The 25,402-nt window shown below is 62.4% G+C and carries 23 protein-coding genes; 12 read left to right on the top strand and 11 right to left on the bottom strand.

All coding sequences use genetic code 11. The features are described 5' to 3' along the window. The 5 genes from AB5Y47_RS09460 to AB5Y47_RS09440 all read left to right on the top strand — a co-directional run bounded on the left by AB5Y47_RS09460 (position 1) and on the right by AB5Y47_RS09440 (position 5,111). Positions 1-1,254 carry a DEAD/DEAH box helicase gene (locus tag AB5Y47_RS09460; protein ID WP_324030096.1) on the top strand — a complete coding sequence of 418 codons (1,254 nt, stop codon included), beginning with the start codon at positions 1-3 and terminating at the stop codon, positions 1,252-1,254. 221 nt (positions 1,255-1,475) lie between these two features. After that, positions 1,476-2,807: a ferric reductase-like transmembrane domain-containing protein gene (locus AB5Y47_RS09455; protein ID WP_368220184.1), complete on the top strand. Its 1,332-nt coding sequence runs from the start codon at positions 1,476-1,478 to the stop codon at positions 2,805-2,807. 144 nt (positions 2,808-2,951) lie between these two features. Continuing rightward, complete coding sequence (locus tag AB5Y47_RS09450) at positions 2,952-3,779, top strand: AraC family transcriptional regulator (RefSeq protein ID WP_010672934.1); 828 nt, start codon at positions 2,952-2,954, stop codon at positions 3,777-3,779. Between the two features lie 16 nt (positions 3,780-3,795). After that, entirely contained in the window at positions 3,796-4,401 is a 606-nt protein-coding gene (locus tag AB5Y47_RS09445) for a LysE family transporter (RefSeq protein ID WP_316287203.1), read from the top strand. Positions 4,402-4,715: 314 nt separating this feature from the next. After that, a complete protein-coding gene (locus AB5Y47_RS09440) occupies positions 4,716-5,111 on the top strand; it encodes a hypothetical protein (protein WP_323912802.1) in 396 nt (131 codons plus the stop codon). A 120-nt stretch (positions 5,112-5,231) separates the two neighbouring features. Here AB5Y47_RS09440 and AB5Y47_RS09435 read toward each other — a convergent pair whose 3' ends face one another. After that, a complete protein-coding gene (locus AB5Y47_RS09435; RefSeq protein WP_261999790.1) occupies positions 5,232-5,438 on the bottom strand; it encodes a hypothetical protein in 207 nt (68 codons plus the stop codon). A 433-nt stretch (positions 5,439-5,871) separates the two neighbouring features. Between AB5Y47_RS09435 and AB5Y47_RS09430 the strand changes: the two genes are divergently transcribed. Further along, positions 5,872-6,420, top strand: a complete 549-nt coding sequence (locus tag AB5Y47_RS09430) for a GNAT family N-acetyltransferase (RefSeq protein ID WP_368220183.1) — start codon at positions 5,872-5,874, stop codon at positions 6,418-6,420. 481 nt (positions 6,421-6,901) lie between these two features. On the opposite strand, the gene AB5Y47_RS09425 is transcribed toward AB5Y47_RS09430, so the two are convergent. The 3 genes from AB5Y47_RS09425 to aguA form a co-directional block, all read right to left on the bottom strand. Continuing rightward, positions 6,902-7,369: a hypothetical protein gene (locus AB5Y47_RS09425; RefSeq protein ID WP_368220182.1), complete on the bottom strand. Its 468-nt coding sequence runs from the start codon at positions 7,367-7,369 to the stop codon at positions 6,902-6,904. An 88-nt stretch (positions 7,370-7,457) separates the two neighbouring features. Next, on the bottom strand, positions 7,458-9,161 hold the full coding sequence (locus AB5Y47_RS09420; RefSeq protein WP_368220181.1) for an amidase: 1,704 nt from the start codon (positions 9,159-9,161) through the stop codon (positions 7,458-7,460). A 269-nt stretch (positions 9,162-9,430) separates the two neighbouring features. Next, positions 9,431-10,528, bottom strand: a complete 1,098-nt coding sequence (gene aguA / locus AB5Y47_RS09415) for an agmatine deiminase (protein WP_049635914.1) — start codon at positions 10,526-10,528, stop codon at positions 9,431-9,433. 146 nt (positions 10,529-10,674) lie between these two features. On the opposite strand from aguA, the gene AB5Y47_RS09410 reads away from it, so the two are divergent. Together AB5Y47_RS09410 and AB5Y47_RS09405 are read left to right on the top strand one after the other, a co-directional pair. Further along, the gene (locus tag AB5Y47_RS09410) at positions 10,675-11,586 is read left to right on the top strand and encodes a LysR family transcriptional regulator (protein ID WP_049635915.1); all 912 of its coding nucleotides are present in this window, start codon (positions 10,675-10,677) and stop codon (positions 11,584-11,586) included. Positions 11,587-11,962: 376 nt separating this feature from the next. Next, complete coding sequence (locus AB5Y47_RS09405) at positions 11,963-12,340, top strand: endonuclease domain-containing protein (protein WP_080988541.1); 378 nt, start codon at positions 11,963-11,965, stop codon at positions 12,338-12,340. 276 nt (positions 12,341-12,616) lie between these two features. Here AB5Y47_RS09405 and AB5Y47_RS09400 read toward each other — a convergent pair whose 3' ends face one another. Continuing rightward, on the bottom strand, positions 12,617-13,183 hold the full coding sequence (locus AB5Y47_RS09400; RefSeq protein ID WP_049635917.1) for a TetR/AcrR family transcriptional regulator: 567 nt from the start codon (positions 13,181-13,183) through the stop codon (positions 12,617-12,619). A gap of 167 nt (positions 13,184-13,350) precedes the next feature. Here AB5Y47_RS09400 and AB5Y47_RS09395 point away from each other — a divergent pair, with 167 nt between their 5' ends. The 3 genes from AB5Y47_RS09395 (at position 13,351) to AB5Y47_RS09385 (ending at position 15,965) form a co-directional block, all read left to right on the top strand. Then, a complete protein-coding gene (locus AB5Y47_RS09395) occupies positions 13,351-14,388 on the top strand; it encodes an alkene reductase (protein WP_041214552.1) in 1,038 nt (345 codons plus the stop codon). A gap of 192 nt (positions 14,389-14,580) precedes the next feature. Beyond that, complete coding sequence (locus AB5Y47_RS09390) at positions 14,581-15,507, top strand: GNAT family N-acetyltransferase (RefSeq protein ID WP_368220180.1); 927 nt, start codon at positions 14,581-14,583, stop codon at positions 15,505-15,507. After that, on the top strand, positions 15,504-15,965 hold the full coding sequence (locus AB5Y47_RS09385) for an acyltransferase (RefSeq protein WP_368220179.1): 462 nt from the start codon (positions 15,504-15,506) through the stop codon (positions 15,963-15,965). The genes AB5Y47_RS09390 and AB5Y47_RS09385 overlap by 4 nt, the downstream gene beginning before the upstream one ends. A 180-nt stretch (positions 15,966-16,145) precedes the next feature. Here AB5Y47_RS09385 and AB5Y47_RS09380 read toward each other — a convergent pair whose 3' ends face one another. The 4 genes from AB5Y47_RS09380 to AB5Y47_RS09365 all read right to left on the bottom strand — a co-directional run bounded on the left by AB5Y47_RS09380 (position 16,146) and on the right by AB5Y47_RS09365 (position 20,872). After that, entirely contained in the window at positions 16,146-16,595 is a 450-nt protein-coding gene (locus tag AB5Y47_RS09380) for an N-acetyltransferase (RefSeq protein ID WP_124245202.1), read from the bottom strand. Between the two features lie 73 nt (positions 16,596-16,668). Continuing rightward, entirely contained in the window at positions 16,669-17,007 is a 339-nt protein-coding gene (locus AB5Y47_RS09375) for a nuclear transport factor 2 family protein (protein ID WP_039039412.1), read from the bottom strand. Between the two features lie 168 nt (positions 17,008-17,175). Continuing rightward, positions 17,176-18,765, bottom strand: coding sequence for a peptide chain release factor 3 (gene prfC / locus AB5Y47_RS09370; protein ID WP_089503670.1), 1,590 nt, complete (start codon positions 18,763-18,765; stop codon positions 17,176-17,178). A gap of 244 nt (positions 18,766-19,009) precedes the next feature. Further along, positions 19,010-20,872 (bottom strand): diguanylate cyclase, encoded by a 1,863-nt coding sequence (locus tag AB5Y47_RS09365; protein WP_049635921.1) that lies wholly within the window; start codon positions 20,870-20,872, stop codon positions 19,010-19,012. Positions 20,873-21,067: 195 nt separating this feature from the next. Here AB5Y47_RS09365 and AB5Y47_RS09360 point away from each other — a divergent pair, with 195 nt between their 5' ends. After that, complete coding sequence (locus AB5Y47_RS09360) at positions 21,068-22,072, top strand: sensor domain-containing diguanylate cyclase (RefSeq protein ID WP_039039409.1); 1,005 nt, start codon at positions 21,068-21,070, stop codon at positions 22,070-22,072. Positions 22,073-22,084: 12 nt separating this feature from the next. Here the strand turns inward: AB5Y47_RS09360 and viaA are convergent, their stop codons facing one another. Then, the gene (gene viaA, locus AB5Y47_RS09355) at positions 22,085-23,539 is read right to left on the bottom strand and encodes an ATPase RavA stimulator ViaA (RefSeq protein WP_368220178.1); all 1,455 of its coding nucleotides are present in this window, start codon (positions 23,537-23,539) and stop codon (positions 22,085-22,087) included. Between the two features lie 95 nt (positions 23,540-23,634). After that, positions 23,635-25,248 (bottom strand): ATPase RavA domain-containing protein, encoded by a 1,614-nt coding sequence (locus AB5Y47_RS09350; protein ID WP_368220177.1) that lies wholly within the window; start codon positions 25,246-25,248, stop codon positions 23,635-23,637. Positions 25,249-25,402: the final 154 nt, after the last annotated feature.

Below are 25,402 nucleotides of genomic sequence, written 5' to 3'. Positions count from 1 at the left end.
ATGTCCATTGCCTCTTTCGCCGAACTGGCCCTCTCCCCCCGCTTGCAGCAAACCCTGACCGAGCTTGGCTACGCCGCCCCCACCCCGGTGCAGGCCAGCGCCATCCCCCTGATCCTCGCGGGGCGGGATCTGATGGCGGGCGCCCAGACCGGCACCGGCAAGACCGCCGCCTTCGTGCTGCCCCTGCTGGAGCAGTTGTTGCAACACCCGACGAGCGATGGCCCCCGCCCCATCCGCGCACTGGTGCTGGTGCCGACCCGCGAGCTGGCGGTGCAGGTTGCCGAGAGCGTCACTCGCTACGCCAGGGGCACCACTCTCACCAGCACGCTGGTCTACGGCGGGGTGAGCATCGCCGCACAGGTGGAGGCGCTGAACGCCGGGGTGGATATCCTCATCGCCACCCCGGGCCGCCTGCTCGATCACCTGCGCCAGGGGGCGCTCACGCTGGCAGAACTGCGCCATCTGGTGTTTGACGAGGCGGACAGGATGCTCGACATGGGCTTTATGGACGAGATCCAGGCGCTGTTGAAGCAAATCCCGACGGATCGCCAGACCCTGCTGTTCTCGGCCACCTGCGACGACAACCTGTTTGCCCTCTGCAAGGTACTGCTGCGCGACCCGGCGCTGGTGGAAGTAGCACCGCGCAACACCACGGCGGCCGAGGTGGAGCAGCGGGTCTATGCGGTGGACAGCGATCGCAAGGTGGCGCTGGTCCAACACATGCTGACCGTGAAAGGCTGGGCGCCGGCGCTGATCTTCAGCCGCACTCGCCAGGGGGCCGACAAGCTGGCCCAGCAGCTTGGCAAGGGGGGCATCAATGCGCTGGCCTTCCACGGGGATCTGTCACAGAGCGCGCGGGAAAACGTGCTGCTGGCGTTTCGCGCCGGCACCTTGCAGGCGCTGGTGGCCACCGACGTGGCGGCTCGCGGCCTCGATATCAGCGATCTCAACCATGTGATCAATCTGGAGTTCCCCCATCAGCCCGAGGATTACGTGCACCGCATCGGGCGCACCGGCCGCGCCGGCAACAAGGGGCTCGCCATCACCCTGTTCAGCCCCGAAGACGCCCCCCTGCTGGAAAAAGTCGAAGCCGTGCTCGATACCCGCCTGCCCCAGCAGTGGTTCCCGGGCTTTGAGCCGGATCTCACCCGCTTTGACCCCGAGCCGCGCCGCGCCAGCAAGGGCGCCCAGAAGCAGAAGGCCAGAAAGCAGGCCCTCGCGGGCAACAAGGGCGGCAAGGGACGAAAATCCTGACACGACTGTTTGCTGGGACAGCCATGCGCCTGCCCCAGCATCACCCCTCTCCAGACCCAGGCCTGTGGGGTGACGCCAACCGCTTTCCTGCCCCCCTGTTCTGCTCCGCGCCCTCCTCCTCAGTCCGCTTGCCCTGACCCGGCAACCCTTTGCCACACTCTGCTACAAAAGAGGTAGTCAGGGGGCACACTTTCGCCACAAAGCAGGCGTGCAATGGAGGCATGGACAAGGAGGACATCATGAAACCCGCATCCCTCGTCTGGGCCCTGCCCCTGACCCTCACCCTGCTCTGGCTTGCTGGCCTGACCCAGTGGCCCGCCGGTCTCTGGCCCTGGCGCCACGAACTGCTGATCCTGACCGGTCTGATTGGCCTTGGTGCCATGACCCTCTCTTTGCTGCTGGCCCTGCGCCTGCCCAGGCTCGAAGCCTGGTGCGGCGGGCTGGATCGCATGCTGCACCTGCACCGCAGCAGCGCCCTCTGGGCCACCGGCACCCTGGTGGCCCACTGGCTGCTGGTGGAAGCCCCCAAGTGGGCTGTCGCCGCCGACTGGCTGACCCGGCCGGCGCGCCGCGGAGCTGGTGCTGGTGCTGGTGCTGGTGCTGGTGCTGGTGCTGGTGCTGGTGCTGGTAACGATGCCCTCTGGCACAGCCTCGGCAATACCCTGGGGGAATGGAGTTTCTATCTGCTGCTGGCGCTGGTGGTGGTAAGCCTGCTGGCGGTGGTGCGCTACGAGCGCTTCAAGGTGGTTCACCGGCTGGCCCCGGTCATCTATCTGATGGGCTGGCTGCACGGGCTCTGCCTGCTGCCGCGCATCGGCGCCCTGACCCCGGTCGGCCTGACCCTGCTTATCGGTGGCGGGCTGGGTGCTCTGGGGGCGCTCTACTCCCTGCTTGGCCGGGTGGGGCGGGACGCACGCCGCCAGGGGACGGTCAGCGCCCTCACCCCTCTGGACGAGCGCACCCTGGAGATTCGGGTTGGCCTCACCGCGCCCCTGCCCGGCTACCGCCCGGGGCAGTTCGCCTTCTTCGACTTTGCCGGGCGCGGCGAGCCCCACCCCTACACCCTGGTCGATGTCTCGGCAGACTGCCGCACCCTGACCCTGGCGGTGCGCGCCCTCGGGGATCACACCCGCTGGCTGCACCGCCACCTCAAGGTGGGGAATGCGGTGATCGTGACCGGCCCCTATGGCGCCTTCGCCCTGCCGGATCCGGCCCCCGCGCTCTGGGTGGGCGCCGGTATCGGCATCACCCCCTTCGTCGCCTGGCTGGAGGCCCTGGTACGCCGTGGTGAACAACGCCCCGGCACCACCTTGCTGCAATGCGCCCCCACCGCCGAGGCCGCCCCCTATCACGGTCGGCTAGCCGAGCTGTGCCGCCGGGTCGGGGTCGACTACCGGCTGCACCTGGAGTCCGAGCGCGGCCGGCTGGATCTCGCCGCCCTGGGCCAGCGCCAGCACACTCCGGTGTGGTTCTGCGGCCCCGAACCCATGGCCCACACCCTGGATGCCCATCTGGCCGCCCCGCTGCACCGAGAGCTGTTTCGCTTTCGCTGACGGGCCAACCGGCGCAGCCAGCCATCGGCTGCGCCGTTTTTCTCGGTGCGGGGCGCAGGCGGGCCGGCAAACAGCAAGATTGTCCAAGCGAGAGGCACACCCTTGGGGCTAGATTAGGGGGGCAGTCTGGTACAGGAGGGAAAGATGGCGCAGGACAACCAGTTCATATTCGCACACAGTCAGCACCTGGCGAGCCTGACTGCGCTGCGGGTCAACATGACGGAATTTCGCTACGACCGTCACGCCCACGAGGAGTACTCCTTCGGGGTCACTCTGGCCGGGCGGCAGAACTTCTTCTGCCACGGCGGAGCCCACTCCAGCCCGGCAGGCAGCGTCATCCAGTTCAATCCCGGAGATGTTCACGACGGTCATGCCGGTGACAACGCCAGCCTCGACTACACCATGCTCTACATTCCACCCCACGAACTCACTCCGCTGTTTGCCGATGCCGCGGGCGAGCGGGCAATGGGGACCTACCGGTTGTTGCAGCCCCTGGTGCGCGATGAGGCGCTGAGCGCCTGCATCCTCGAGCTGGCCCAGGCGGTGCGCGGCCAGGCCGACAGCATAGAGCAGGAGTTTGCCCTCTATCGCCTCGCCACCCGGGTGATGCAGCAGGCGGGACGTTTTGAGCCCAATGGCCGGGTGAGCCGCATCGATCGCCTCCTGTTGCAGGCCAGGGACTTTATCCACGCCCACTTCCAGCAGGATATCTCCCTGGCCGACATCAGCGCGGCGGCCAACATCTCCAAGTACCACTTCCTGCGGCTGTTTCGCCAGCAGCTTGGCATCACCCCCCATCAATACGTGATCAACTGCCGCATCAATGCCGCCCGGCGCGCCCTGGCCGCCGGAGAGTCGGCGCAGGATCTGGTGTACCGCTACGGTTTCACCGATCTCAGTCACCTCAACCGTCGCTTCAAGCGCATCTATGGCATGACCCCCACCCAATACAGCGCCAGCCTGATCCGCTGAGCCCAAGGAACACCCCATGATTGAGCTTCTCGCCTATGCCATCGGCATCATGTATACCCCAGGCCCCGTCAACCTCATCGGCCTCAATGCAGGCCTGGGCGGCCGCACCCGTGCCTCCCTTGGCTTCTTCCTCGGGGTTGGCATCGCGATGTTCGTGCTCCTGCTGCTCTTTGGCTGGGCGGGCACCCGCCTGGTGCGGGAAGATACCCTGATCTATGTCAGCCTGGTGGGGTGCCTCTATATCGCCTACCTCGCCATCAAGATCGCCAGCGACAGCGGCGAGCTCGCTGCCAGCGAGGCGCCTGCCCGTCCTCTGGGGGTGCGCAGCGGCTTCGTCATCCAGCTGCTCAACCCCAAGGCGATGATCGCCACCCTGCCCATCACCAGCATTCAGTTCCCGGCGGCCCAGATCCACGGCTGGAGCCTGCTGCCCTGGTCCCTGCTGCTCGGCCTGCTGGCCGCCGGTGCCCCCGGCAGCTACTCGATGGCGGGCAGCCTCATCGGACGTCATCTTCAACATCCTCGCTGGTTCAGGTACTTCAACCTGCTGATGGCCGCCCTGCTGCTCTACAGCGCCATCGCCCTGGCCTACCAGCATGTCTACCTGCCGCTGGCTGGCTGAGCAGGTCAATTGCCCACGCCAAAAACGGTGAAACACCACCGATGAAATGGCACTGCAACTGAGAAGACACAGGCCGGGCACTGCTTCACCGGCCTTTTCGGGTCATTTTCGCCATGGGCTGACTATCCTCAACAGGGTCTTGTGCCCGAAGTGACGCTCCCCATGGTTCGCTTCGGTACCAGAGGCAGACCCCTTCCCTCATCGGCGTCAACGCAGCAATACGACGCCATGACCAAAACCCTCATTCGGATATTGATGCAGGTTGAATGAATCAATATCATCTTGCGGCCCCTGGTCATGGATAAGAATGTTGTATGTCCTTTGATAAAAAGCACGGTGAGTTCATCTTCAATGTGCAGGAACACCTGGTCACCTGCGAGCTGATCGGCCCTTTCAATGAAGAGGGTATGCTGGCGTGGATTGCACAGATAAAGTCCGTGGTGAACAGCCTGGACGGTAAGCGTTTCTGCGCCCTGGTGGACCATCGTCAGCATCAGGGGATGGTGCTCTCCGCCCTGCCCCATCTGCAGGAGACCTATCAGTGGCTGACCCAGAAGAATCTGGTGGCCATCGCCTCCCTCTATTCGGCCAAGGTGCTCCATCACATCGCCCTCTCCTGCCTCTCCCTCACCCACCCGGACCATATCCGGGCATTCAACGACCCCCAAGAGGCCATCGCCTGGCTGGATGCCCAATATCAGGCGCAGTAGCCAGCCCGGTCTGGCATGAGGCTCACTATGTCGCGCACTAGCCAGCCCGGCCTGTGTTGATGTGCACTGTGCCGTGACATCACCGGCCCGGTCTGGTTAAAAAGGCCGGTATCAACTCCCTCAGGTGCCACGTCCGGCAGCAACCGATGGCAGAGCCTCCAGGGGCTGGAAATGGGCACCCGTCGGGAGTACCGCCTTGGCGACTGTCTGCCCCGGCAGGGCGCCATCCGTGCCAAGGGGCATCTGCGCCGCCCGCACGCTGCCGCCCCAGAAGCTCGCCACCAGTATCAAGGCCCCGGCCAACCCGTATTTGATCCACGATGTCATCCTCTTGCTCCCCTCTTTTTGGCCCTCGCCACTCTGTGGCAAGCAGACCCATTTATTAGTGGGCAGAAGATAGAAGGGATTTGTGAGGGAAAAATGAGGCCGTGTGAAGCCAGGGTGAAGATGGTGAAAATAGGCTCTTCTCTCCATGTTTGTATGAAGAGCAATCTGCAGGCATCTTTCTCACCGTATCTTTATTCGGACTGAAAAAGTGGAAATCAATATCCCGACAAAGCCGCTCATCGGAACAAAATACCGCCCCACCCTCTCTAAATAATACAAGATCACAAAAAATCATAACAACACAGCACTTTAATTTTAAAAAAACAAAAAGTTGACCCAAACGAGCCACTGCAATAATGTTGTGAACACTAATCCACATCCCTACCTGTATTTTTACAACTAGTTATCAATACCCATTTATCAAAGGTGGTTTATGTCTTTTTTAACACCCGCAGAAAATTTACCACTTCTTAGATTTAATGACCTAGTAATCAGAACCGCTACGTTAGATGATATGAACAGTATCTATACAATGGGTTATGATGCTTGGGGAGATGGATTAGAACTCAACAAGTATTTTTTTTCCTGTAATAATTCTGAAAAATATAAAAAAGGAACCTGGTATATTCTTGAAGAACGCAATTGTATTTTAAGTTCTATTATATGTTATTCACTACCTTCCATTTATGACATTTCAACCATAGGTATAGGGTCTCTATCTACAGTGTCTGATAAAAGGCGAAATGGCTTTGCCAGAATACTATTAGACGCAGTAAAAAAAGAGTATCGCAACCAATTTAAAACAAGAGTATTTATTCTTTATTCCGATATTAACCCTGACTACTACAAGATATCAGGATTCGAACCTTTACCTGATTTTCTTCAAAAGAAAAAAGATACTACATGTATGGTTAATTGTAATGACATCGACATGGAAACAATAATTAAAAACTTTAGAAAAAACGCTCCATTATATTTCTAGCCCCCACTATTTTGTAGAGTTGTACCATAACTAACATAAGGAAATGAAAAATTAGTCCGCATACCGCCACGCAGCAAATCATGGCAAAACCGGCAGCATGCTTTGGATGTCAGTGGCCTCTCGGCCACGACCTGTTCGCTCTCCCGAAGGAGAGGGGATGGTCCGTGCCAATTCGAAGCCCGGTTGCCAGACCAAATCAGAGGCGCATATTTGCTCCCTTCTCCCACTCTTTCTCACAAACAAGGGGAGAAGGGCCGGGGATGAGGGGGAGGTAACAATAAATCCCATTATGTAGGGTCGATTAGCACAGCGTAATCGTCCGTTTACCGCCACACATCGAGTCATGACAAGGCCAACAGGAAACTCTGAATATCACCTGCTTATCGGCCACGACCTGTTCGCGATAGTCCGAATACGCTTCGCTATTCGAACCTGCGGCCCTATGGAACAGCACAGGAGTAGCACTGTTAGAAGCAGTTAGCTATTGCAACTTGGACATGATTTTATCCTTACCGCTCTTCATCTGACGGTAACAATAAAATGAATCATCTTCATTAGTGGGCGGGAGAACCTCTATAACAGAACCCAGCTTATTATTACCTCCCGCACCAAAACCAAAGAAATGGATGAACATGACTTTACCGTCATCAAACTGCTTATTGAAAGACGCAACAATCGTACCACCATCATCTGGATTATTGATACGGTGTAATATATTGATGGCTTCCAAGTTTCGCGCGTTGTCGCTATAAAACCCGGTGACTTTGCGACCATCTAATTCCAGGGTGTTCAACTTGAGCTCTTTCACGTTTATGTCCAGACTCATCGGCCATGATGCGATGCGTTTGCCCGACCTGACGTGAGTCTCCTCACACGAGTAGTGAAACATTTCCGCCGATACAGCCGTCGATGCGAGGGCCAATGCCGTGGCCAGGATTCGTTTCTTCACTCTTTAACCTCTATCAAAACCACCCGCATAACGGGTGGTTTTTTTATTATCTCTGAATGAACCCGAGATATTTAACTCACAACCACAATCACCCCAACGGCGGCGTCCGTGGCGGCACCATACGCTTGCTGCCGGTGGACTCGAAGGCCGAGGCGACGCGTAGTAGGTTGTTGTCGTCATAGGCGCGACCGGCGAAGGTCAGCCCCACCGGCATACCGATATCGGCCATCACCCCCATGGGGACGGTGACGGTCGGCACGCCGAGATGGCGAATGGCGAGGTTGCCGTTGGCGACCCAGATGCCGTTGCTCCAGGCGATATCGGCGGAGGCCGGATTCACGTCCGCATCAGCCGGGCCCACGTCGGCGACGGTCGGGAACAGCACGGCGTCGAGCTTGAGCCCGTCCATCCAGTCCTCGAGATCCAGCTTGCGGGTCTGCTCCAGACCACGCAGGCCGTCCGGCACAGAGGCAATCTCGTCAAAGCGTTTGAGACCGCGCTTGGCCATCTTGACGTACTCGTCCATGCCCGCCGCCAGATCCCCTTCGCGGTTCGGCAAGGTGCCCGGATCGTGGGGGAAGATCTTCGGCCCATCGACATCGGCAAGCTTGTTGAGTTTGGGATCGCCGTTGGCGCGCAGGAAGTCGTCGAACGCCCAGCCGGAGAGCTCCCACAGCTCGTCGTTGAGAAACTCCGGGCTCACGATACCGCGATTGAACACGGTAGGTGCGCCGGGTCTGTCCCCTTCGCAGTTGGAGACCAGCGGGAAGTCCACTTCGATGACTTCGGCACCCGCGGCTTCCAGCGCCTTGCGCGCCTCTTCCCAGAGGGCAATCACGGCCTCGCGGGTATGGATGCGCTGACCGGTCGGGCCGCCGATGCCGGGGTGCTCGCTGGTGCCCGCCAGTTCATCCTTGTTGATAAACATGCGCGGCACGCCGAGGCGCTTGCCCTTGAGGGCATCGGGCTTGGCAGCCAGCTCAAGGTAGGATGCCGGACGCACTTCGGAGGCCTTGGGCAGTTGCACCCAGGGCTGCATGCGCCAGAGATCACCACGAGTCTCGGCATCGTCGGCGACGACTACATCCAGCACTTCCAGCAGATCCGCCATGGTGCGGGCATAAGGCACCACCACGTCCATGGTCGGGGTCAGGGGCCAGTTGCCGCGCACCGAAATCACGCCGCGGGACGGGGTGTAGGCACACAGGCCGTTGTTGGACGCAGGACCCCGGCCGCTCGACCAGGTCTCTTCGGCGAGACCGAAGGCGGAGAAGCTGGCGGCGGTGGCAGTGCCGGCCCCGTTGGAGGAGCCGGAGGCAAAGGGCGCGGTCAGGTAGTCGGCGTTGTAGGGGCTCTCGGCGCGGCCATAGACGCCGCGCTGCATGCCACCATTGGCCATGGGCGGCATATTGGTCTTGCCAAGGCAGATGGCACCGGCGGCGCGCAGGCGCTCAACGGTAAAGGCATCGCGCTGGGCCACCAGATCCTTGAAGGCCGGGCTACCGGAGGCGGCGGTCAGCCCCTTGACCAGATAGCTGTCTTTGGCGGTGTAGGGGATGCCGTCGAGCGGCCCCAGGGTCTCGCCACGGGCGCGGCGGGCATCGGACGCTTGCGCCTCTTTCAGGGCATCGGGGTTGGGCACCACGACGGCGTTGAGGCGGGTTTGTGTCTCGGGGCCATCATAGGCGGCGATCCGGGCCTGATAGGCCTCGACCAGTTCGACCGCTGTGGTGCGGCCTGATTCGAGCGCATCGCGCAGCTCGGCAATGGAAACCTCGGTCACTTCGATCATGGGGATCTCCTGTAAAAGGGTGACTGTTTGTCATGATGATCGCCGCATCGGCGCCTGCGACCATCACGTCATCAAGAGATAAAACCCCACGGCGTGGGGTTTTGAATACTAACTAGAACCGGTTTACGACCCGTCGCGAGAGGCCGGAAGCTCAGTGAAGAGCAGCGCAGGAACCGGAGTGTATGTGAATACATGAGCCGTTTGTTCCACATAAGCGAGCTGCACATGAGCCTTGATCACGGCTTCGCAGCAGGATCGTCATCCGGTTCTTATTTGCCGGAAGGGATCTGCTGAGTAATGCAGTGGATATTGCCACCGCCCAGCAGGATCTCGCGGGCCGGTACGCCGACGACCTTATGCTCCGGGAAGATCTCTTCCAGAATGCGCTGGGCTTCGCCGTCGGTGGCGGCATCCAGCAGCGGGTAGACGATGCGATCGTTGGTGATAAGGAAGTTCACGTAGGAACCGGCCAGACGGCCTTCTGCCTCGCGCGGCACACCGCTGCCGCTCTCGACGCCGGCAGACTCTTCCTCTGTGCAGTAGAGCGGGCCCGGCTGGGGCAGCTTCCACACTTTCAGCTTGCGACCCTTGGCGTCGACCGCCGCTTCCAGCACCTGGAGGGCGGCCAGGGAGCGGGCGTACTGGGGATCTGTCTCATCATCGGTCCAGTGCAGGGCCACTTCACCCGGGCGCACGAAGCAGCACATGTTGTCGATGTGGCCGTCGGTCTCGTCCATGTAGACCCCTTCGTCCAGCCAGATAAAACTGGTGACACCCAGATAGTCGCGCAGGTGAGCTTCGATCTGCTCTTTGGTCAGGTGCGGGTTGCGGTTTTCGTTGAGCAGGCACTCGGCGGTGGTCAGGCAGGTGCCTTCGCCATCCACATGGATGGAGCCCCCTTCCAGAATGAGCGGCGCGTCGTAACGACCCATGCCGTGCTGTTCCAGCATCCGGGCAGCGACCTCTTCATCCTGGTTCCACGGGTAGTAGAGACCCCCCTTGTGACCGCCCCAGGCGTTGAAGCCCCAATCCACCCCACGGCACTCGCCTGCGGCGTTGGTGACGATGGTGGGGCCAGTGTCGCGGGCCCAGCAGTCATCGCTGGCCATCTCAACCAGGGTAACGTGGGCGGGCATGATGCCACGGGCCTGCTCCATAAACTGGGCCGGCACCCCCATAAAGACCGGCGTCGCGCCACCGATGGCATCCGCCACCTTGGCGAAGGTGGCCTGGGCGAAGCGACCGGCTTCCCGCCAGTTGTCCGGGCGGAACGGCCAGATCATCCAGACGGCCTGCTGGTGAGCCCACTCGGCGGGCATGGTGAAGCCGTCGGCGGCCGGCGTGGTGTTCATGGTCTTGATGCTCATCGCAAGGCTCCTTGCATGGATTGAGGCCCCCGATTTGCCTGGGAACCCTGAAAAAAATAAGAGTGGGTCGCAGTGTAAGAAGTTGCGCGCCCATCCATCAAATGAATAGGATTAATTGTCCCATAAACACGGCGAATAATCCCCCCATGAAACTGCACCAGCTCGACCTCAATCTGCTGCTCGCCTTTGACGCCCTGATGACGCAAGGGAGCGTGACCCGCGCCGCCGAATCGCTCTTTATCAGCCAGCCCGCCATGAGCCACTCCCTCGGCCGGTTGCGGGCCTTTCTCGGCGACCCGCTGCTGGTGCGCACGCCCCAGGGGATGTTGCCGACTCCCCGGGCCCAGCGCCTGCATCTGGGGGTGCAGCAGGCGCTGCGGCTGCTGGAGCAGCAGCTCTGGGAGGAGGACGAGTTCGCGCCGCGCCAGTCGAAGCGCCGCTTCGTACTCTGCACCACGGATTACGTGGAGTGCGTGCTGATCCCGCCCCTTATCCAGCGCCTCAGGAAGCTGGCCCCCGGCGTCACCATCGAGATCCGCATCCTGCGCGATACCCTGCCCGAAGCCGAGCTGGCGAGCGGCGAGATAGATCTCGTGCTGGGGTTTGACGAGTACATGCAGGTGCCGGGGTATCTGGGCAAGGAGACCTGGCTCACCGAACCCCTGGCCGGGCTGGTGCGTGCCACCCTGGAGCTGGAGGAGGAGCGCATCACCCTCGACCAGCTAATCGAGATGCCCCATGTGTTCCACTCGCCGCTCGGCACCTCGGAGGCGAGCCTCGACCGCTATTTGCAGAGCCTGGGCCATAGCCGCACCATCTCGGTCAACAGCCAGAGCTATATGTCCGCCGCCGCCATCGTGAGCCAGAGCGATCACCTCTTGGTACTGCCCAGCATGGTGGCCGAGCTGCTCGCCAGCCACTGGCCGCTGAAAAGCCTGCCCCTGCCCGACGACGTGCCGGACTATCACCTCAACTGCGTCTGGCACCCGGTCCACGCCCAGCAACCGGCGTTGACCTGGTTGAAGGCGTTGATGAAGGATCTGGTGAATCCGGGCTAAGCGGCAGCGGCTGGCATACCAAAGCACCATGCGCAGCAGCCGGCCCAGGTGTGGCTCAAGCATCTGATGAAAGAGCTGGTGACTCCTGAAAAACCCGACGGCGTGTGACTCCCCCCCTCATCCCCAACCCTTCTCCCGCAAGGGGAGAAGGGAGCGGATCTGCGCCACTGGCAGCATCGCAAACAACCTGTCTGCTAGGGCGGAATACATCCCACCAGCACATCGACCTGTCGATTCATCAGTTCAATGTCACACCACACCACGATGGCCCCGAGATGACCAACAAGATGACAACTGTCACTCGATCTGTCCCCTCTCCCTCTGGGGAGAGGGCCAGGGTGAGGGGACGCCACCCACTCAGTCACCAGACCGGGGAATGGCTATATCTAATAGGGTCAAACAGCTCTGGATAGGCACCAAGAGAACCCATCCGTTTGCCAAGCGCATGAGGCGAGAAGCCACCCTTGCCGAACAGAAGCTGTGGCTGCAATTGCGCGACCGCCGTCTGGCCGGGGTGAAATTCCGTCGCCAGATGCCCATCGGGCCCTACATTGTCGATTTCATCTCTCTTGAGCAGAGGTTGATCATCGAGGTAGACGGGTCACAGCACAACGAACCGGCCGGACGGCAACATGATGGCGCAAGAACGGCCTACCTCAATCAGCAGGGCTTTCGGGTGATCCGGGTGTGGAATAACGATGTATTGAGTCGGATGGAGGCCGTACTGAAACTTCTTTTGCTCTCTTTGCGCTGAGCACGAGCCCTCCACCTCATCCCCAGCCCTTCTCCCATTCTTTTGTAAATAAGTGGGAGAAGGGAGCAAACAACCCAGCGGCGTGTGGCTTCCCCCAGAAACAGCCATGGCTCCCGCAAGGGGAGAAGGGAACAAACAACCAAGCGGCGTGCGACCTCCCCCAGAAACAACCATGGCTCCCGCAAGGGGAGAAGGGGGCAAAATCCCTGCTGCGAGGGGAGTTCCCAGCAACAACAAAGGCTCCCGCGGGAGCCTTTGTTGTTTCCATCCTCGCCATCACGCCCGCAGGGCGCTCATCATCCGGGCGACGACACCGGCCAGCAGAGGGCGGTCGGGGTGGCACTGGGCGAAGGTGACCAGTCCCTGGATATGGACCTGCAAGAAGGCGGTCAGGGTGGGGATGTCCCCCTCTTTTGCCAGCTCTCCCTTCGCCTTTGCCAGGGCCAGCTGCCCGGCCAGATCTTGTTCCAGCTCGCCGTAGATGGCCTTGAAGCGAAGGTGCAGCTCCTCATCCTGCTCCGCCAGCTCCATCAGGGTGCGGGTCAGCAGGCAGGAGCCCTGCAGGGCATCGTCCACCACCTGCTCGAGGTAGGCGTGCAGCCCCGCCAGCGGGCTGGGCTGTGCCAGGCAGCGGCGGCGCAGGGCCCCCTTCTCTGCCACATAGTGATCGACCGCCGCCAGCAGCAGGCCGCGCTTGTTGCCAAAGGCGGCATAGAGGCTGCCCGGGTGCAGGCCGGTTGCGGCCACCAGCTCCTGCATGGTGGTCTTGGCATAGCCTTTGGCGCGAAAGGCTTCCATGGCGTTTCGCAAGACGGCATCCCGATCGTATTCGGCGCTGCGCATGGGGTCTCCGGTGGCAAGGTCCCGCGGGACGGAAAAAACAGGGCGGCAAGTTTACCCCAGCCTCCCCCGTCAATCCATGTTGAATGCTTGCTCAAAAAATACTTGCACACAAACCAAAAAACGTCTTGAATGCCCGTTCAAGAATCACTCCCTCAGGACAGACGATCATGAATACCCTGTTTCAGCCCTATCGCCTCAACGACACCCTCACCCTCGCGAACCGTTTCATGATGGCCCCCCTCACCCGCTGCATGGCGGGCCCGGGTCTGGTGCCCACCGAACAGATGGCCGCCTACTACGGCCGCCGCGCCGACATCGGCCTCATCATCTCCGAAGCCACCATCATCCGTCCGGACGGGCAGGGCTACCCCAATACCCCGGGGCTCTACAGCGCCGAACAGATCGCCGGCTGGAAGAAAGTGACCAGCGCCGTGCATGCCAACGGCGGCAAGATCTTCGCCCAGCTGTGGCACGTGGGCCGTCTCTCCCACCCCTTCTTCCACCACGCCGAAGTGCTGGCCCCCTCCGCCGTCGCCCATGAGGGCACGGTGCCGCGCATGCGCGAGCTGGTCTATCAGGTGCCGCGCGCCCTGACCGGGAGCGAAATCGCCCAGCTGGTCGAGGATTACGCCCAGGCCGCCGCCAACGCCATCGAGGCGGGCTTTGACGGGGTGGAGATCCACGGTGCCAACGGCTACCTCATCGATCAGTTCCTGCACCACGCCAGCAACCTGCGCACCGACAACTACGGCGGCAGCCCCGAGAACATGAGCCGCTTCGCGCTGGAGGTGGTGGATGCCATCGCCGCCCGCATCGGCGGGGATCGCACCGGCCTTCGTCTCTCCCCCGGCGCCTATGTGCACCTGGAAGGGGATGCCCGGGATCGCGCCGTGTTCGACCACCTGCTGGCCGAGCTGAACCAGCGCACTCTGGCCTATCTGCACCTGGGTATCTTCGATGACAGCCTCACCTTCGACTACCTGGACGGCCGCGCCTCCGACTACCTGCGTGCCCGCTACGACGGCCACCTGGTGGGGGTCGGCAACTACAGCGCCGAGACCGCGCTCGAGGCCATCGAGGCGGACCGCTTCGACCTCGTCGCCATCGGTCGCCCCCTCATCGCCAACCCGGACTACCTCGCCAAGGTGAAACAGGGCGACGCCCTGGTGCCCTATGCCGACACCATGCTGGCGGAACTGGTCTAACCCTCGCCGGCGCCTTGCCTGACCAAGGATGGGATCCGCGCCCCCGCGCGGGTTTCCAATGTTTGGGCCCTCTCCCGGGCCCTTTTTTCTGCCTGCCTTTCGCCCTTTTTCACGCAAATAGTTGTCATCAACAACCAAAGGATGGTATTGGTTGCGTATAACAACCAAATACCATCACAAGGAGACAACCCCATGGATCCCCGCCCCCTGCGCGCCCTGTCGAGGGAACTGGTACGCGAACTCGGCATGCTCTCCCAGCAGTGCGGCTCGCTGGCCCTGAGCCCCCTGGAGGCCCACCTGCTCATCGAGCTGGAGAACGGTCCCGCCACCAACCAGCAGCTTGCCGAGCGCCTTCGCATCGACAAGTCCAACGCCAGCCGCCCTCTGGCCCGCCTCGCCGAGCGGGAGCTTATCGCCTGGCAACCCCACCCCTCGGACGGACGCAGCAAGGAGGCGAGCCTCACCGAGCCGGGCAAGGCACAGCTTGAGGAGCTGCACCGGCAGATGGACGAGACCATGGCGGGGGCCCTGGCCCAGCTCTCCCCCGCCGAGTGCGAGCAGATCTGGGAGGGCATGCGGCTCTATCGCAGCGCCCTCTCCCGCGCCCGCCGCCAGCAGGGGTTCGTCATCCGCCCCATCACCCCGGCCGACAATCCCCGGATCGCCGCCGTGGTGCGCGCCGTCTCCGCCGAATACGGCCTCACCGCCGACAAGGGGTACGGGGTGGCGGATCCCAACCTCGATTTTCTCCACGAGACCTATCAGGGGGAGCGCAGCCGCTACTGGGTGATTGAAGGGCCGGACAGTGCCATTCTTGGCGGGGGCGGCATAGCGCCGCTGGCGGGGGCAGCGGATGTGTGCGAGCTGCAGAAGATGTACTTCCTGCCCGCCCTGCGGGGGCTGGGGCTGGGACGGCGGCTGGTGTTGCAGGCGCTGGCCGAGGCTCGCGCCCTGGGTTACCAGCGCTGCTATCTGGAGACCACCGCCGTGCTGCGGGAAGCCACCGCCCTCTATGAATCCCTGGGCTTCGAACACCTGCCGGGGCCCCTTGGCTGCACGGGCCACGACGCCTGCGAGATCTGCATGGTACTGGCGCTCGACGGGAAGGAGGGGAGATGAGTGAACCAACCCGACTCTCTGTCGGCATACGAGATGTCAGCTTCGGTGAAAGGGTGAGGCTGGTTGAGCCTGTCAATCTTTACGGCTGTACCCTGGCTGACGATGTCTTTGTCGGCCCCTTCGTGGAGATACAGTCGAACGTCTCCATAGGTCGCGCAACCCGCATCCAGTCCCACAGCTTTATCTGTGAGCATGTGACCATAGGTGAGCGCTGTTTTATCGGTCACGGCGTCATGTTTGCCAATGACCTCTTTCAAAGCGGCGCCCCCGACCCGGATCCCGCCAGTTGGGGCCGAACCCACATCGGGGATGGGGTATCCATCGGTTCAAACGCCACCATTTTGCCGGTACGGATATGCCAGGGAGCCGTCATCGGTGCCGGCGCAGTGGTGACCCGGAACATCACTGTACCTGGCACCTATGCCGGCAACCCCGCCAGATTGCTGCGTACTTTCTAGCGAGAAACGCCAATTACCCCCTCCCCCCCCCTTCTCCCGCAAGGGTAGAAGGGGGCCGGGCAGGCAATCTGTCGATACCCCGCGAGCCCGTTTACCCCGTATCACGACCCCAGGCTGACACCGCGCCTCCCCAGAAGAGCGATTGCCATCCATCTCATGGACAGTGACACATAACGCCTGTCAGGCTCCAACCCGCTGGGTATAGTGATCAAAGGCGATTACCTTTTGATACCCTTCTGATTCATAAAGTAATTTTGCAGGTTGATTGGAGACAGCCGTCGCCAGTTTGACGGTCAGGGCATCTGTCTCCCTGGCAAAGCTGGCCACCCGTTTCAGCAGCGCTCTTGCCACCCCCTGCTGGCGAGCTGACTCGACGACATAAAGATCATTGAGGTACCACATCCTCTTCATCGCGACGGAAGAGAATGCCGGATACAACTGGACAAAGCCTGCACACTCTCCCGCCTCGTTGTGTGCCAGAAAGATAACTGAATCCGCCCCCTGAAGGCGTTCCCCAATGAATCGGGTTGCCTCATCACTGTCAGGCGCTTGCCCATAAAACTGCCGATAGGCATCAAACAGACGGCTGGTTTCTTCAATGTGGGCCAACGTGGCCTGGAATATCTGCATGGCATCTCCTTGTCACCCTTCCCTGCACAGCGGTGCAATAGGATGGGGCCGTATGGCAAATACAGTGTCGGGTTTAAGAGGGGAAATAGAACCAGGCGGTCTGGATAAGACCCTCCTTCACCTCGAACACCGCCACGCTCTCGATGGGCTCGGGGGAGAGGCCGTGGATCAGCTCGTGATCGAACACCTTGTTGCCCAAGACGGTGCGTGACAGCAGCTCGGCCTTGAGCAGCGGGTTGTTGAATCTGTGCTGTGCATAGAAGGCCCGCAGCGCCCCCTTGCCGACTGTGCTCGGCGTCTCAGTCGGCATGCGATAGCCTTTGAAATCCGGGGCAAAGCAGGCCACGAAGGCGTCGAGATCGTGGGCATTGTAGGCGGCAAACTGCGCCTCTACGGGTTGGGTGACGGACATGTCTCTCTCCATGAGCGAAATTAAAATCACTTATCCTGGATTTTTATTCAGACATCAAGCCCCGAATGGGGATCTACGCCCCTTCCAATGAAACGCCCCATAACAAAAAACCCCGCCGAAGCGGGGTCTCTCTGGTCATCAGCCACCCGCTGGGTGCGGGCGGGGTGATCAGTGTTCGCGGGTCTGGCGGAAGTGAACGTCCGGGTGACGCTCCTGGGCCAGGCGCAGGTTGACCATGGTCGGCGCGATGTAGGTGAGGTTGTCACCGCCATCGAGGGCCAGGTTGACCTCGTTCTTGCGCTTGAACTCCTCGAACTTCTTGACGTCGGTCCCTTCCACCCAGCGGGCGGTGGCGACGTTGACCGCCTCGTAGATGGCCTCGACGTTGTACTCGCTCTTGAGGCGCGAGACCACCACGTCGAACTGCAGCACACCGACCGCACCGACGATGAGATCGTTGCTGATGAGCGGACGGAACACCTGCACCGCCCCCTCTTCGGAGAGCTGCACCAACCCCTTGAGCAGTTGCTTCTGCTTGAGGGGGTCACGCAGGCGGATGCGGCGGAACAGTTCAGGCGCGAAGTTCGGGATGCCGGTGAACTTGAGATCTTCACCCTGGGTGAAGGTGTCGCCGATCTGGATGGTGCCGTGGTTGTGCAGACCGATGATGTCGCCGGCACAGGCCTCGACCGCCTGTTCACGGTCACCGGCCATGAAGGTGACGGCGTCGGAGATGTTCACGTCCTTGCCGATACGCACGTGGCGCATCTTCATGCCCTTGGAGTAAGTGCCTGACACGATGCGCATAAAGGCGATACGGTCACGGTGTTTCGGGTCCATGTTCGCCTGGATCTTGAACACGAAACCGGAGAACTTCTCCTCGGTGGCCACCACTTCGCGGCTCTCGGCCTTGCGCGGCATGGGGGCTGGCGCCCAGTCGGTCAGACCGTCCAGCATGTGGTCAACGCCGAAGTTGCCGAGGGCGGTCCCGAAGAAGACCGGGGTCATCTCGCCGGCGATGAAGGCATCGTGATCGAACTCGGGAGAGGCGCCCTGCACCAGCTCCAGCTCGCCACGCAGCTGGGCAGCCAGATCGTCGCCGATGGCGGCATCCAGCTCGGGGTTGTTCAACCCCTTGACCACCCGCTTCTCCTGGATGGTGTGGCCCTGACCGCTCTGATACAGGTAGGTCTCGTCCTTGTAGAGGTGGTAGACCCCCTTGAAGGATTTGCCACAGCCGATGGGCCAGGTGATGGGGGCGCACATGATGTTGAGCTCGCGCTCCACCTCGTCCATGACCTCCATCGGATCGCGCACTTCGCGGTCCAGCTTGTTCATGAAGGTGAGGATGGGGGTGTCACGCAGACGGGTCACTTCCATCAGCTTGCGGGTCCGGTCTTCAACACCCTTGGCGGCGTCGATGACCATCAGGCAGCAGTCGACCGCCGTGAGGGTACGATAGGTATCTTCGGAGAAGTCCTCGTGACCCGGGGTGTCGAGCAGGTTGACCAGGCAGTCGGCGTAGGGGAACTGCATCACGGAAGTGGTGATGGAGATACCGCGCTGCTTCTCCATCTCCATCCAGTCGGATTTGGCGTGCTGGCCCGAGCCACGGCCCTTGACGGTACCGGCGCGCTGAATGGCCTGTCCGAACAGCAGGACCTTTTCGGTGATGGTGGTTTTACCCGCATCCGGGTGCGAGATGATCGCAAAAGTGCGTCTCTTGGAGACTTCACTCAGAAATTCAGCTGACATAATTCGACGTTCTTCTATTGAGCGGCGGCCTGGAGCCACCGTGGGAAAAATGCGGGACAGCACCTTGGAATCAGGGCGCCCATGCAGACAACGACACCACGCGGGCGGGTCAGTGACCGCCGGTGGAGACAGGAGAAGCGCGTTGCATTACATGGGTCTGGCCCCGGGTCAAAGCAAAATTGCGCGGCATTATACCCGCGCGAGTGAAAAATACCCAGCCCGCTATCACGGGGGCCCGGGGTCGACCTCACCGGGCCGTCATCACCCGGTTGCGCCCCGCCAGCTTGGCCTGGTACATGGCCTCGTCGGCCCGGCGTACCAGCTCGCCCAGGTTGTCATCCTCGGGTTTGTACTGGGCGCAGCCGATGCTGATGTGGATGGGGTGATCCGCAGGCACCCCCTCAATCTCGAGGCAGGCGACGGCGAGGCGGATCCGCTCCGCCACCTCGACGGCCTCGCCCAGGAGGGTATCCGGCAGCAGCACCAGAAACTCCTCGCCGCCGTTGCGCCCCACCCTGTCGAGGCTGCGCAACTGCTCCTCGATGCACTGGGCCACGGCGGTGAGCACCCTGTCCCCCACGTGGTGGCCCAGCTGGTCGTTCACCTTCTTGAAGTGATCCACATCCAGCAGCAGCACGCACAGGGGTTTGCCCTCCTCCCGGGCCTGGGTGAACCATTTGCGCCCCTTGGCCTGGATCTGGCGCCGGTTGTGGATGCCGGTCAGTTCGTCCGTCATGGCGAGGCGCTGCATCTTGCGGGTGCGCCCGCGCTGGTGCACCACCAGGGTGCCCATCACCACCAGCAGCAGGGCCACCACCAGGTATTGCCAGTAGCGCCGCTCCTGCAACTGCTTGAGTTTCTCCGCCTGCAACTGCTGCTGGGACCTGAGGGTCTGGTTTTCCAGCTCCTTGCGGGCGAGATCGAACTCGAAACGCATCTGCAAGGAGCGCTGTTCCCGCAATCTGAGCTCGAGGGCCTGGCGGGTCTCGACATAGGTCTTGAGGCTGGTGAGGGCCGACTGGATATGCCCCTGACGCTCCAGCACCCGGGCCCGTGTCTCATGCACCCGGGCGAGGAAACGCAGGTTCTGCTCCCGGGTAAAGATGGGCTCGGCCTCGTCCAGGTGCCGCAGCGCCTCGCCGGGTCGGTTCAGGGCCTCGAGGACCTCGGCCATGACGAGGTGCCAGTGGCCCAGGGTGACGCTGTCCGCCCCCTCCCCCTGATGAAGGGAGGCTGCCGCCTGATCGAGCTTGGTCATGGCCTGGTCCGGCTTGCCCTGTTTCTGCAGGATGGTGGCCAGCTCTATCCGGCTCCAGGCCAGGACCCCTTCCTGGTTTGATCCCAGATAGTAACGCTCCGCTTCGGCCATCAGGGGCAGCGCCTTGTCGTACTCTTCGGTGTCGATGTAGAGGAGCCCCTGCTGGCTGTGAATGTCCACCAGGTACTCCTCGACCCCGAGCTGCCGGTAGTCGTGCTCCAGCTCCTTGAAATAGCTCTCGGCCCGCTCATAGAGCCCCATCCTGCGATAGGCATTGGCAATATTGGCGAGCACCTCGCGCCCCTTGGCCTCCAGCCCGAGCGCCTCGTATCGCTGGTGGGCATCGATGAGATCCATCAGCCCCTCCGCCAGCTCCCCCTGGTAGGAGTACATCTCCCCCCGCAGGCTCAGGATGTCGGCACGCTGACGCTCATCCCCGAGTCGGCGAGCCAGGGTCAGGGCGGCGTCGTAATCCTCCCCCGCCCCGGCCATGTTGCCGAGCAGTTGCCGGTGATACCCGCGGCAGGCGAGCAACCCCACCTCGGTGACCCTGTCCTTGCGGGCACGGGCCTGCGCCAGCCCCTGCTCGGCAAACGCCACCGCGCGGCGAAACTCCTCGTCTCGTTCACTCGGCTGGGCCCAGCACTGCAGCCGGGCAAGGCGGCCCTGCACCTCGGGCGGATAGTGTGCCTGTTCGGCAGTCAGGGCGGCGACGCGCTCGCGAAATACCTGCACCGGCATCGTCGACTCTTCCAGTCGCTGCAACGCCAGTTGCAACTCGTACCCAGCCAGTGGCGTCGCCTGGGCCAGGGCAACCCCCAGCAACAGACCACCTCCCATCAGGATCTTCATGCGGACATTTTCTCCTCTTCACTGGCCGGACGCCGCGCTCACCGCTGTCATCATATCCCCACAGACTCTGGGCGCACAGCCGTCAGAGGGTGGGAAAACGCCTCATATCGGACGAGAGCCTCCCCTATCCCCTTCTTTACAGAAGGAGAGAGTGCATCGACTATATATGCTTTCGAACAGGGGAAGGGATGAGGAATGACCTACGAGGAGCTGAGGGAGGCTTACGACAGGTTGTTGCTGGAGAACGAGCGTCTCAAACGCATCGCGGATGACGCGCGGGAGAAGCTGGACGCCGCCATGGACGGCACCGGCCTGTGCATCTGGCAGAACCATGTGCCCACCGGCAAACTCATCATCTTCAACCGGCGCTGGGGCTCCATGCTCGGTTACCAGCCCAAGGAGCTGTCGGCCCACTTCGACGTCTGGCGCGCCCACCTGCACCCGGAGGACAGGGAGCAGGTGCTGCAGGCCTTCTTCGATCATCTGGAGGGCAAGAGCCCATTTTATCAGGCGATGCACCGCATGATCGCCAAGGATGGCAAGACCACCTGGGTGCTGGACCGGGGCCGGGTGGTGGAGCGGGATGATCAGGGCAACCCCGTCCGGGTGATGGGCACCCACATCGACATCACCCACGAGAAGGAGTACGAGCAGCAGCTCGCCCAGCTTGCCCACCGGGATCCCCTCACCGGCCTGTTCAACCGCACCGCGCTGCACCGCCACTTTCCCGGGGAGTACCAGGCCATCTGCTTCATCGATCTCGATGACTTCAAGCTGGTGAACGACAACCTGGGCCACCGGGCAGGTGACGAACTGCTGGTCTCCCTTGCCCAGCGCCTTCGCCACTGCTGCGGCGAGGAGGTACGGCTGGGGCGCATCGGCGGGGACGAGTTCGTGCTGCTGCTGCCCTGGGCGTGCGACGATCCCCGCACCAGCCACCTCGCCCGCCAGTGCATCGATGCCATCGCCACCCCCTTCGAGCTGCCCAACGGGGACGCCTCGGTGGGACTGAGCATGGGAATTGCGGCCATCCGGCCCCAGGACGATTTCGGCGCGGCACTGGCCCGGGCGGATCAGGCCATGTACAGGGTCAAGCGCAGCGGCAAGCGGGGTTTTTATATTGCCCAGCCAAGCGGTCAGCCGCTGCTGGATCAGGAGCAGGTCAACGAACGGGGCCTCTACCACAGGCCCACGCTCTGAGCCTGAGTGCCCTCAATGGCGCTGCCAGCGCCGCAGCAGGCGTCCACGCAGGCCGCAATCGAGCAGCCAGCTGTTGTCGAACACCCGCAAAATGGCCGCCTTGGCGTGACGGGACATGGCGACCGCATGGAAGCGTGTCTGCTGCGCCCGTCGCCGGTTCATCCGCTCGAGCAGGGGGTGGGGCAGGTTCTGGGCGATGAAGTCGGAGATCACCAGCACGTCGGCCTTGGCAAAGGCGGGTTGTTCGAGCTGGGTCAGGGCCTGCTCCAGGCAGGGCACCAGATCGGTCCCCCCGTGAAAACTCATGGAGAGAAAGCGCTCCGCCTTCTCAAGCCCGGTGTCGGCGGTGATCTCCAGGGTCGCCACCTCGGTGGAGAAGAGCATCAGATAGCAGCCCCGCTTCTCCTCCATCGCCCCCTTGAGCAGGGCGAGAAACAGCGCCTTGGCACACTCCTCCGGATAGCCCCCCATGGAACCTGACGTATCGACGCAGACGATGAAAGGGCCACGCGGCTGCACCTCCTGCCCTCCCTGCTCGGGGGAGCGCAGCATCAGACGCTGGCGCGGCAGGGTGCCCCGCGACTGGTAGCTCAGCAGGCGTCGCTCCAGATAACGGCGATAGAACTCCAGTTCCAGCTCCGGCAGCGCCAGCATCACCGCCTCGCTCGGCAGGAGGCGCATCAGATCGCTGGCCGGGTGCACCCCCACCAGATCGTCGGGCACATCGTCACTTTGCACCTCCTCCAGCTCGTGCACAGGCACCGGAGGCAGCGTCCTGTCCTCGCTGCGCCGCTCCCGCTCGCTGCGCCCAAGCAGGGCGGCGATCTCCGCGAGCAGAGGCTCCTGCTGCAACATGCGGGCGTACTGCTTCACCAGCGCCAGGCTGCGCTTGTGCCAGCTCCCCTGGGCCAGATCCCAGAGCCCCCCGGCGGAGATCTGGTGCGGATCCAGAACATCGGCCAGGGTCCGGTTGGCCAGCAGTTGATCCTCTATCTCCTGGCGCTGCTTCTCCCGCTCCGCCTCCGCTATCTGCTGCTGCAACTGCAACAGGCTGCCCACCAGGCTGGCGCGCCACTTCTCGATGAAGAGCTGGCGCAGCCCCTCGGTGGGCTGGGCCACTATCTGGCGCACCAGGCTGCGGGCATCCCCCGCGAAGGGGCTGTGCTGCTCAAGGGCTTCCAGCAGGGCGGGCAGGCGCCCCACCAGCTCCGGCAGGGGCAGTTGCCGGTGGGCCTGATAGAGCAGGTATTCCCGCTCGAGGACCACCGGCACCGGCTTGTGGCGCATCTCCTCCCCAAGCTGTTCGCTCCAGGTCTGGATGCGCTTTCTGAGCAGCTTCCCCTGCAGGGGCGAGCGCTTGAGGAACTCGGAGATCTTGGGGGTGGAGGCAAGCAGCAGCGCCATCTCCCCCGCCAGCTCCCCCTCCCCCATGAGCAGCCCCAGGTCCATCATGCCGATCTCTAGCATGGGCCACCCCGGACGTTGAGATGTGATGGAATATCATGCTGACTTAACACGTTTTTCATCCTGTTTATTTCACCAACCCCACGTCAGACGCGACGTCACCCCTGTGCATCGAGAAGAGGCAGACGATCCCGCCACTGCTGCAGCTCGGCCCCCAGCCGCTCCAGGTCCCGGCTCAGCACGAAGAAGCTGTCCTCCACCTGACGCAACCAGTTGTCCCCCACGAACAGATGGGGCTGGTGACGGTCGAACAGGTTGCGCTGACCCTTGAGATTTTGCAGCACCCGGTTCACCTGGCCCGTCAGGTCGTCCAGGGCCGACAGCCAGGGGGCCATCACCACCTCGGGGATGGGGGTGCGCTCCACCAGCATCAGTGGCACGGGCTGGCGCTGGATATCCAGCACGTGCAGCCGCAACTGCTCGTCCAGCACCAGCTCGTAGTGCCCCTCCTTGGGGTTGCCGAGAGGCCAGCCCACCAGCGCCTCCCCGGTGGGGTGCCAGTGAGAGAGCAAGGTGCGATCGAAGGTGAGGGTGCCGGTAAGGCGTTCGGGATCACTGCCATCCAGGGGCGCCGGGGTGAGCAGCTGGAAGTGCACCAGCTTGCCGAACGGCCTGGCGTTGGCCAGCGGCAGTTCGGTGCCGCGGGCGCGGCGGCCGAACCACTGCTTGCGCTTGACAGCCTTGCAGCCGATGCGCAGGGCGACCGCCCCCTGCAACTGCTTGAACTGCTCGCGCAGGGAGAGCAGCTCCCGGGTCAGCGCCAGTTGCTGGTAACCGTAGAGGCGGGAAAACTCGCCGATCATCTCCAGCAGCGCGGTGCGGGAAGCCTCGTCGTGCCAGAGGCAATCCTTGAACAGCAGCAGATCCAGGGGAGCCACCTCGTCGCGGCCATTGAAGAAGGCGCTCGCCTTGATGAGCCGCACCGCCTTCTTCCAGCGCCGATCCGAGACATAGCAGCCGTGCCCGAGTAGACTGTCGAGCTGCTGGCGCAGCTGGTAGATGAGTTCGAAACAGGCGTCCGGCAGGCGCACCTGCTCGATGGCATCCTGCCAGGCGTCGTACTCTTCCCCCCGAATCTGCACCGAGGGGGTCAGGTTCTGATGGGACTGGCCATCGCTCGCCAGCATGGCCTGGAAGTTGGATTTCTCCTGCACCCTGTCCATCCAGACCCGCACCAGCATGCGGTCGTAGAGCGCCTCCAGCCCGCTGTCCGGGGCCGGCAGCTCGTTCGAGGCGGTGACCAGCAGCCGCATGGGAATGGGGTGCTGGCTGTCGCCGTTGCGAAACTGCCGCTCGTTGATGGCGGTGAGCAGGGTGTTGAGGATGGCGGGGCCCGCCTTCCAGATCTCGTCGAGGAAGACCACCTCGGCCTCCGGCAGGTAGCCGCTGGTCAACCGCAGGTACTTGCCATCCTCCTTGAGCGCCTGGATGGAGAGGGGGCCGAACACCTCCTCCGGCGTACTGAAACGGGTCATCAGGTATTCGAAATGGCGGGCATCCTGAAACGCCAGCTTGAGGCGCCGCGCGATCAGGCTCTTGGCGATGCCCGGGGGGCCCAGCAGAAAGACGCTCTCGCCACTCAGGGCCGCCAGCAGGCCGAGCCGCAGGGCATCCTGGCGCTCATACAGTCCCTCGCCAAGGGCGGAAAGGAGCCGTGGCAGGCGCTCATGAATGGGGGTGGCACGAACAGTATTCTGGGCTAAAGGCGGCATAGGCACAGTTCCGAAGCTGATAGGTCATCCGTGGTGACGGGGTCCGGCCTCTGGCCCCGCTCCACTCTCATTGTCTGTCATCTCTGCCCCCGGGGAGGCGCTCGTTTGCCATCGCCACAGGGCGAAAAGCGCACGTCCGGGGTGCAGCAAATCC

Origin of the sequence: Aeromonas sp. R7-2, from assembly GCF_040908105.1 — a bacterium.
In the GTDB taxonomy this organism is placed as follows: domain Bacteria; phylum Pseudomonadota; class Gammaproteobacteria; order Enterobacterales; family Aeromonadaceae; genus Aeromonas; species Aeromonas caviae.
Note: the sequence above shows the minus strand (reverse complement) of the source record. Positions and strands in the feature narration are given on the sequence as shown.

What these genes read in the sequence shown, in the direction of transcription:
- AB5Y47_RS09460 (WP_324030096.1), top strand. Translation starts at nt 1, where the DNA reads ATGTCCATTGCCTCTTTCGCCGAACTGGCCCTCTCCCCCCGCTTGCAG.
- AB5Y47_RS09455 (WP_368220184.1), top strand. Translation starts at nt 1,476, where the DNA reads ATGGACAAGGAGGACATCATGAAACCCGCATCCCTCGTCTGGGCCCTG.
- AB5Y47_RS09450 (WP_010672934.1), top strand. Translation starts at nt 2,952, where the DNA reads ATGGCGCAGGACAACCAGTTCATATTCGCACACAGTCAGCACCTGGCG.
- AB5Y47_RS09445 (WP_316287203.1), top strand. Translation starts at nt 3,796, where the DNA reads ATGATTGAGCTTCTCGCCTATGCCATCGGCATCATGTATACCCCAGGC.
- AB5Y47_RS09440 (WP_323912802.1), top strand. Translation starts at nt 4,716, where the DNA reads ATGTCCTTTGATAAAAAGCACGGTGAGTTCATCTTCAATGTGCAGGAA.
- AB5Y47_RS09435 (WP_261999790.1), bottom strand. Translation starts at nt 5,438, where the DNA reads ATGACATCGTGGATCAAATACGGGTTGGCCGGGGCCTTGATACTGGTG.
- AB5Y47_RS09430 (WP_368220183.1), top strand. Translation starts at nt 5,872, where the DNA reads ATGTCTTTTTTAACACCCGCAGAAAATTTACCACTTCTTAGATTTAAT.
- AB5Y47_RS09420 (WP_368220181.1), bottom strand. Translation starts at nt 9,161, where the DNA reads ATGATCGAAGTGACCGAGGTTTCCATTGCCGAGCTGCGCGATGCGCTC.
- aguA (WP_049635914.1), bottom strand. Translation starts at nt 10,528, where the DNA reads ATGAGCATCAAGACCATGAACACCACGCCGGCCGCCGACGGCTTCACC.
- AB5Y47_RS09410 (WP_049635915.1), top strand. Translation starts at nt 10,675, where the DNA reads ATGAAACTGCACCAGCTCGACCTCAATCTGCTGCTCGCCTTTGACGCC.
- AB5Y47_RS09405 (WP_080988541.1), top strand. Translation starts at nt 11,963, where the DNA reads ATGGCTATATCTAATAGGGTCAAACAGCTCTGGATAGGCACCAAGAGA.
- AB5Y47_RS09400 (WP_049635917.1), bottom strand. Translation starts at nt 13,183, where the DNA reads ATGCGCAGCGCCGAATACGATCGGGATGCCGTCTTGCGAAACGCCATG.
- AB5Y47_RS09395 (WP_041214552.1), top strand. Translation starts at nt 13,351, where the DNA reads ATGAATACCCTGTTTCAGCCCTATCGCCTCAACGACACCCTCACCCTC.
- AB5Y47_RS09390 (WP_368220180.1), top strand. Translation starts at nt 14,581, where the DNA reads ATGGATCCCCGCCCCCTGCGCGCCCTGTCGAGGGAACTGGTACGCGAA.
- AB5Y47_RS09385 (WP_368220179.1), top strand. Translation starts at nt 15,504, where the DNA reads ATGAGTGAACCAACCCGACTCTCTGTCGGCATACGAGATGTCAGCTTC.
- AB5Y47_RS09380 (WP_124245202.1), bottom strand. Translation starts at nt 16,595, where the DNA reads ATGCAGATATTCCAGGCCACGTTGGCCCACATTGAAGAAACCAGCCGT.
- AB5Y47_RS09375 (WP_039039412.1), bottom strand. Translation starts at nt 17,007, where the DNA reads ATGTCCGTCACCCAACCCGTAGAGGCGCAGTTTGCCGCCTACAATGCC.
- AB5Y47_RS09365 (WP_049635921.1), bottom strand. Translation starts at nt 20,872, where the DNA reads ATGAAGATCCTGATGGGAGGTGGTCTGTTGCTGGGGGTTGCCCTGGCC.
- AB5Y47_RS09360 (WP_039039409.1), top strand. Translation starts at nt 21,068, where the DNA reads ATGACCTACGAGGAGCTGAGGGAGGCTTACGACAGGTTGTTGCTGGAG.
- viaA (WP_368220178.1), bottom strand. Translation starts at nt 23,539, where the DNA reads ATGCTAGAGATCGGCATGATGGACCTGGGGCTGCTCATGGGGGAGGGG.
- AB5Y47_RS09350 (WP_368220177.1), bottom strand. Translation starts at nt 25,248, where the DNA reads ATGCCGCCTTTAGCCCAGAATACTGTTCGTGCCACCCCCATTCATGAG.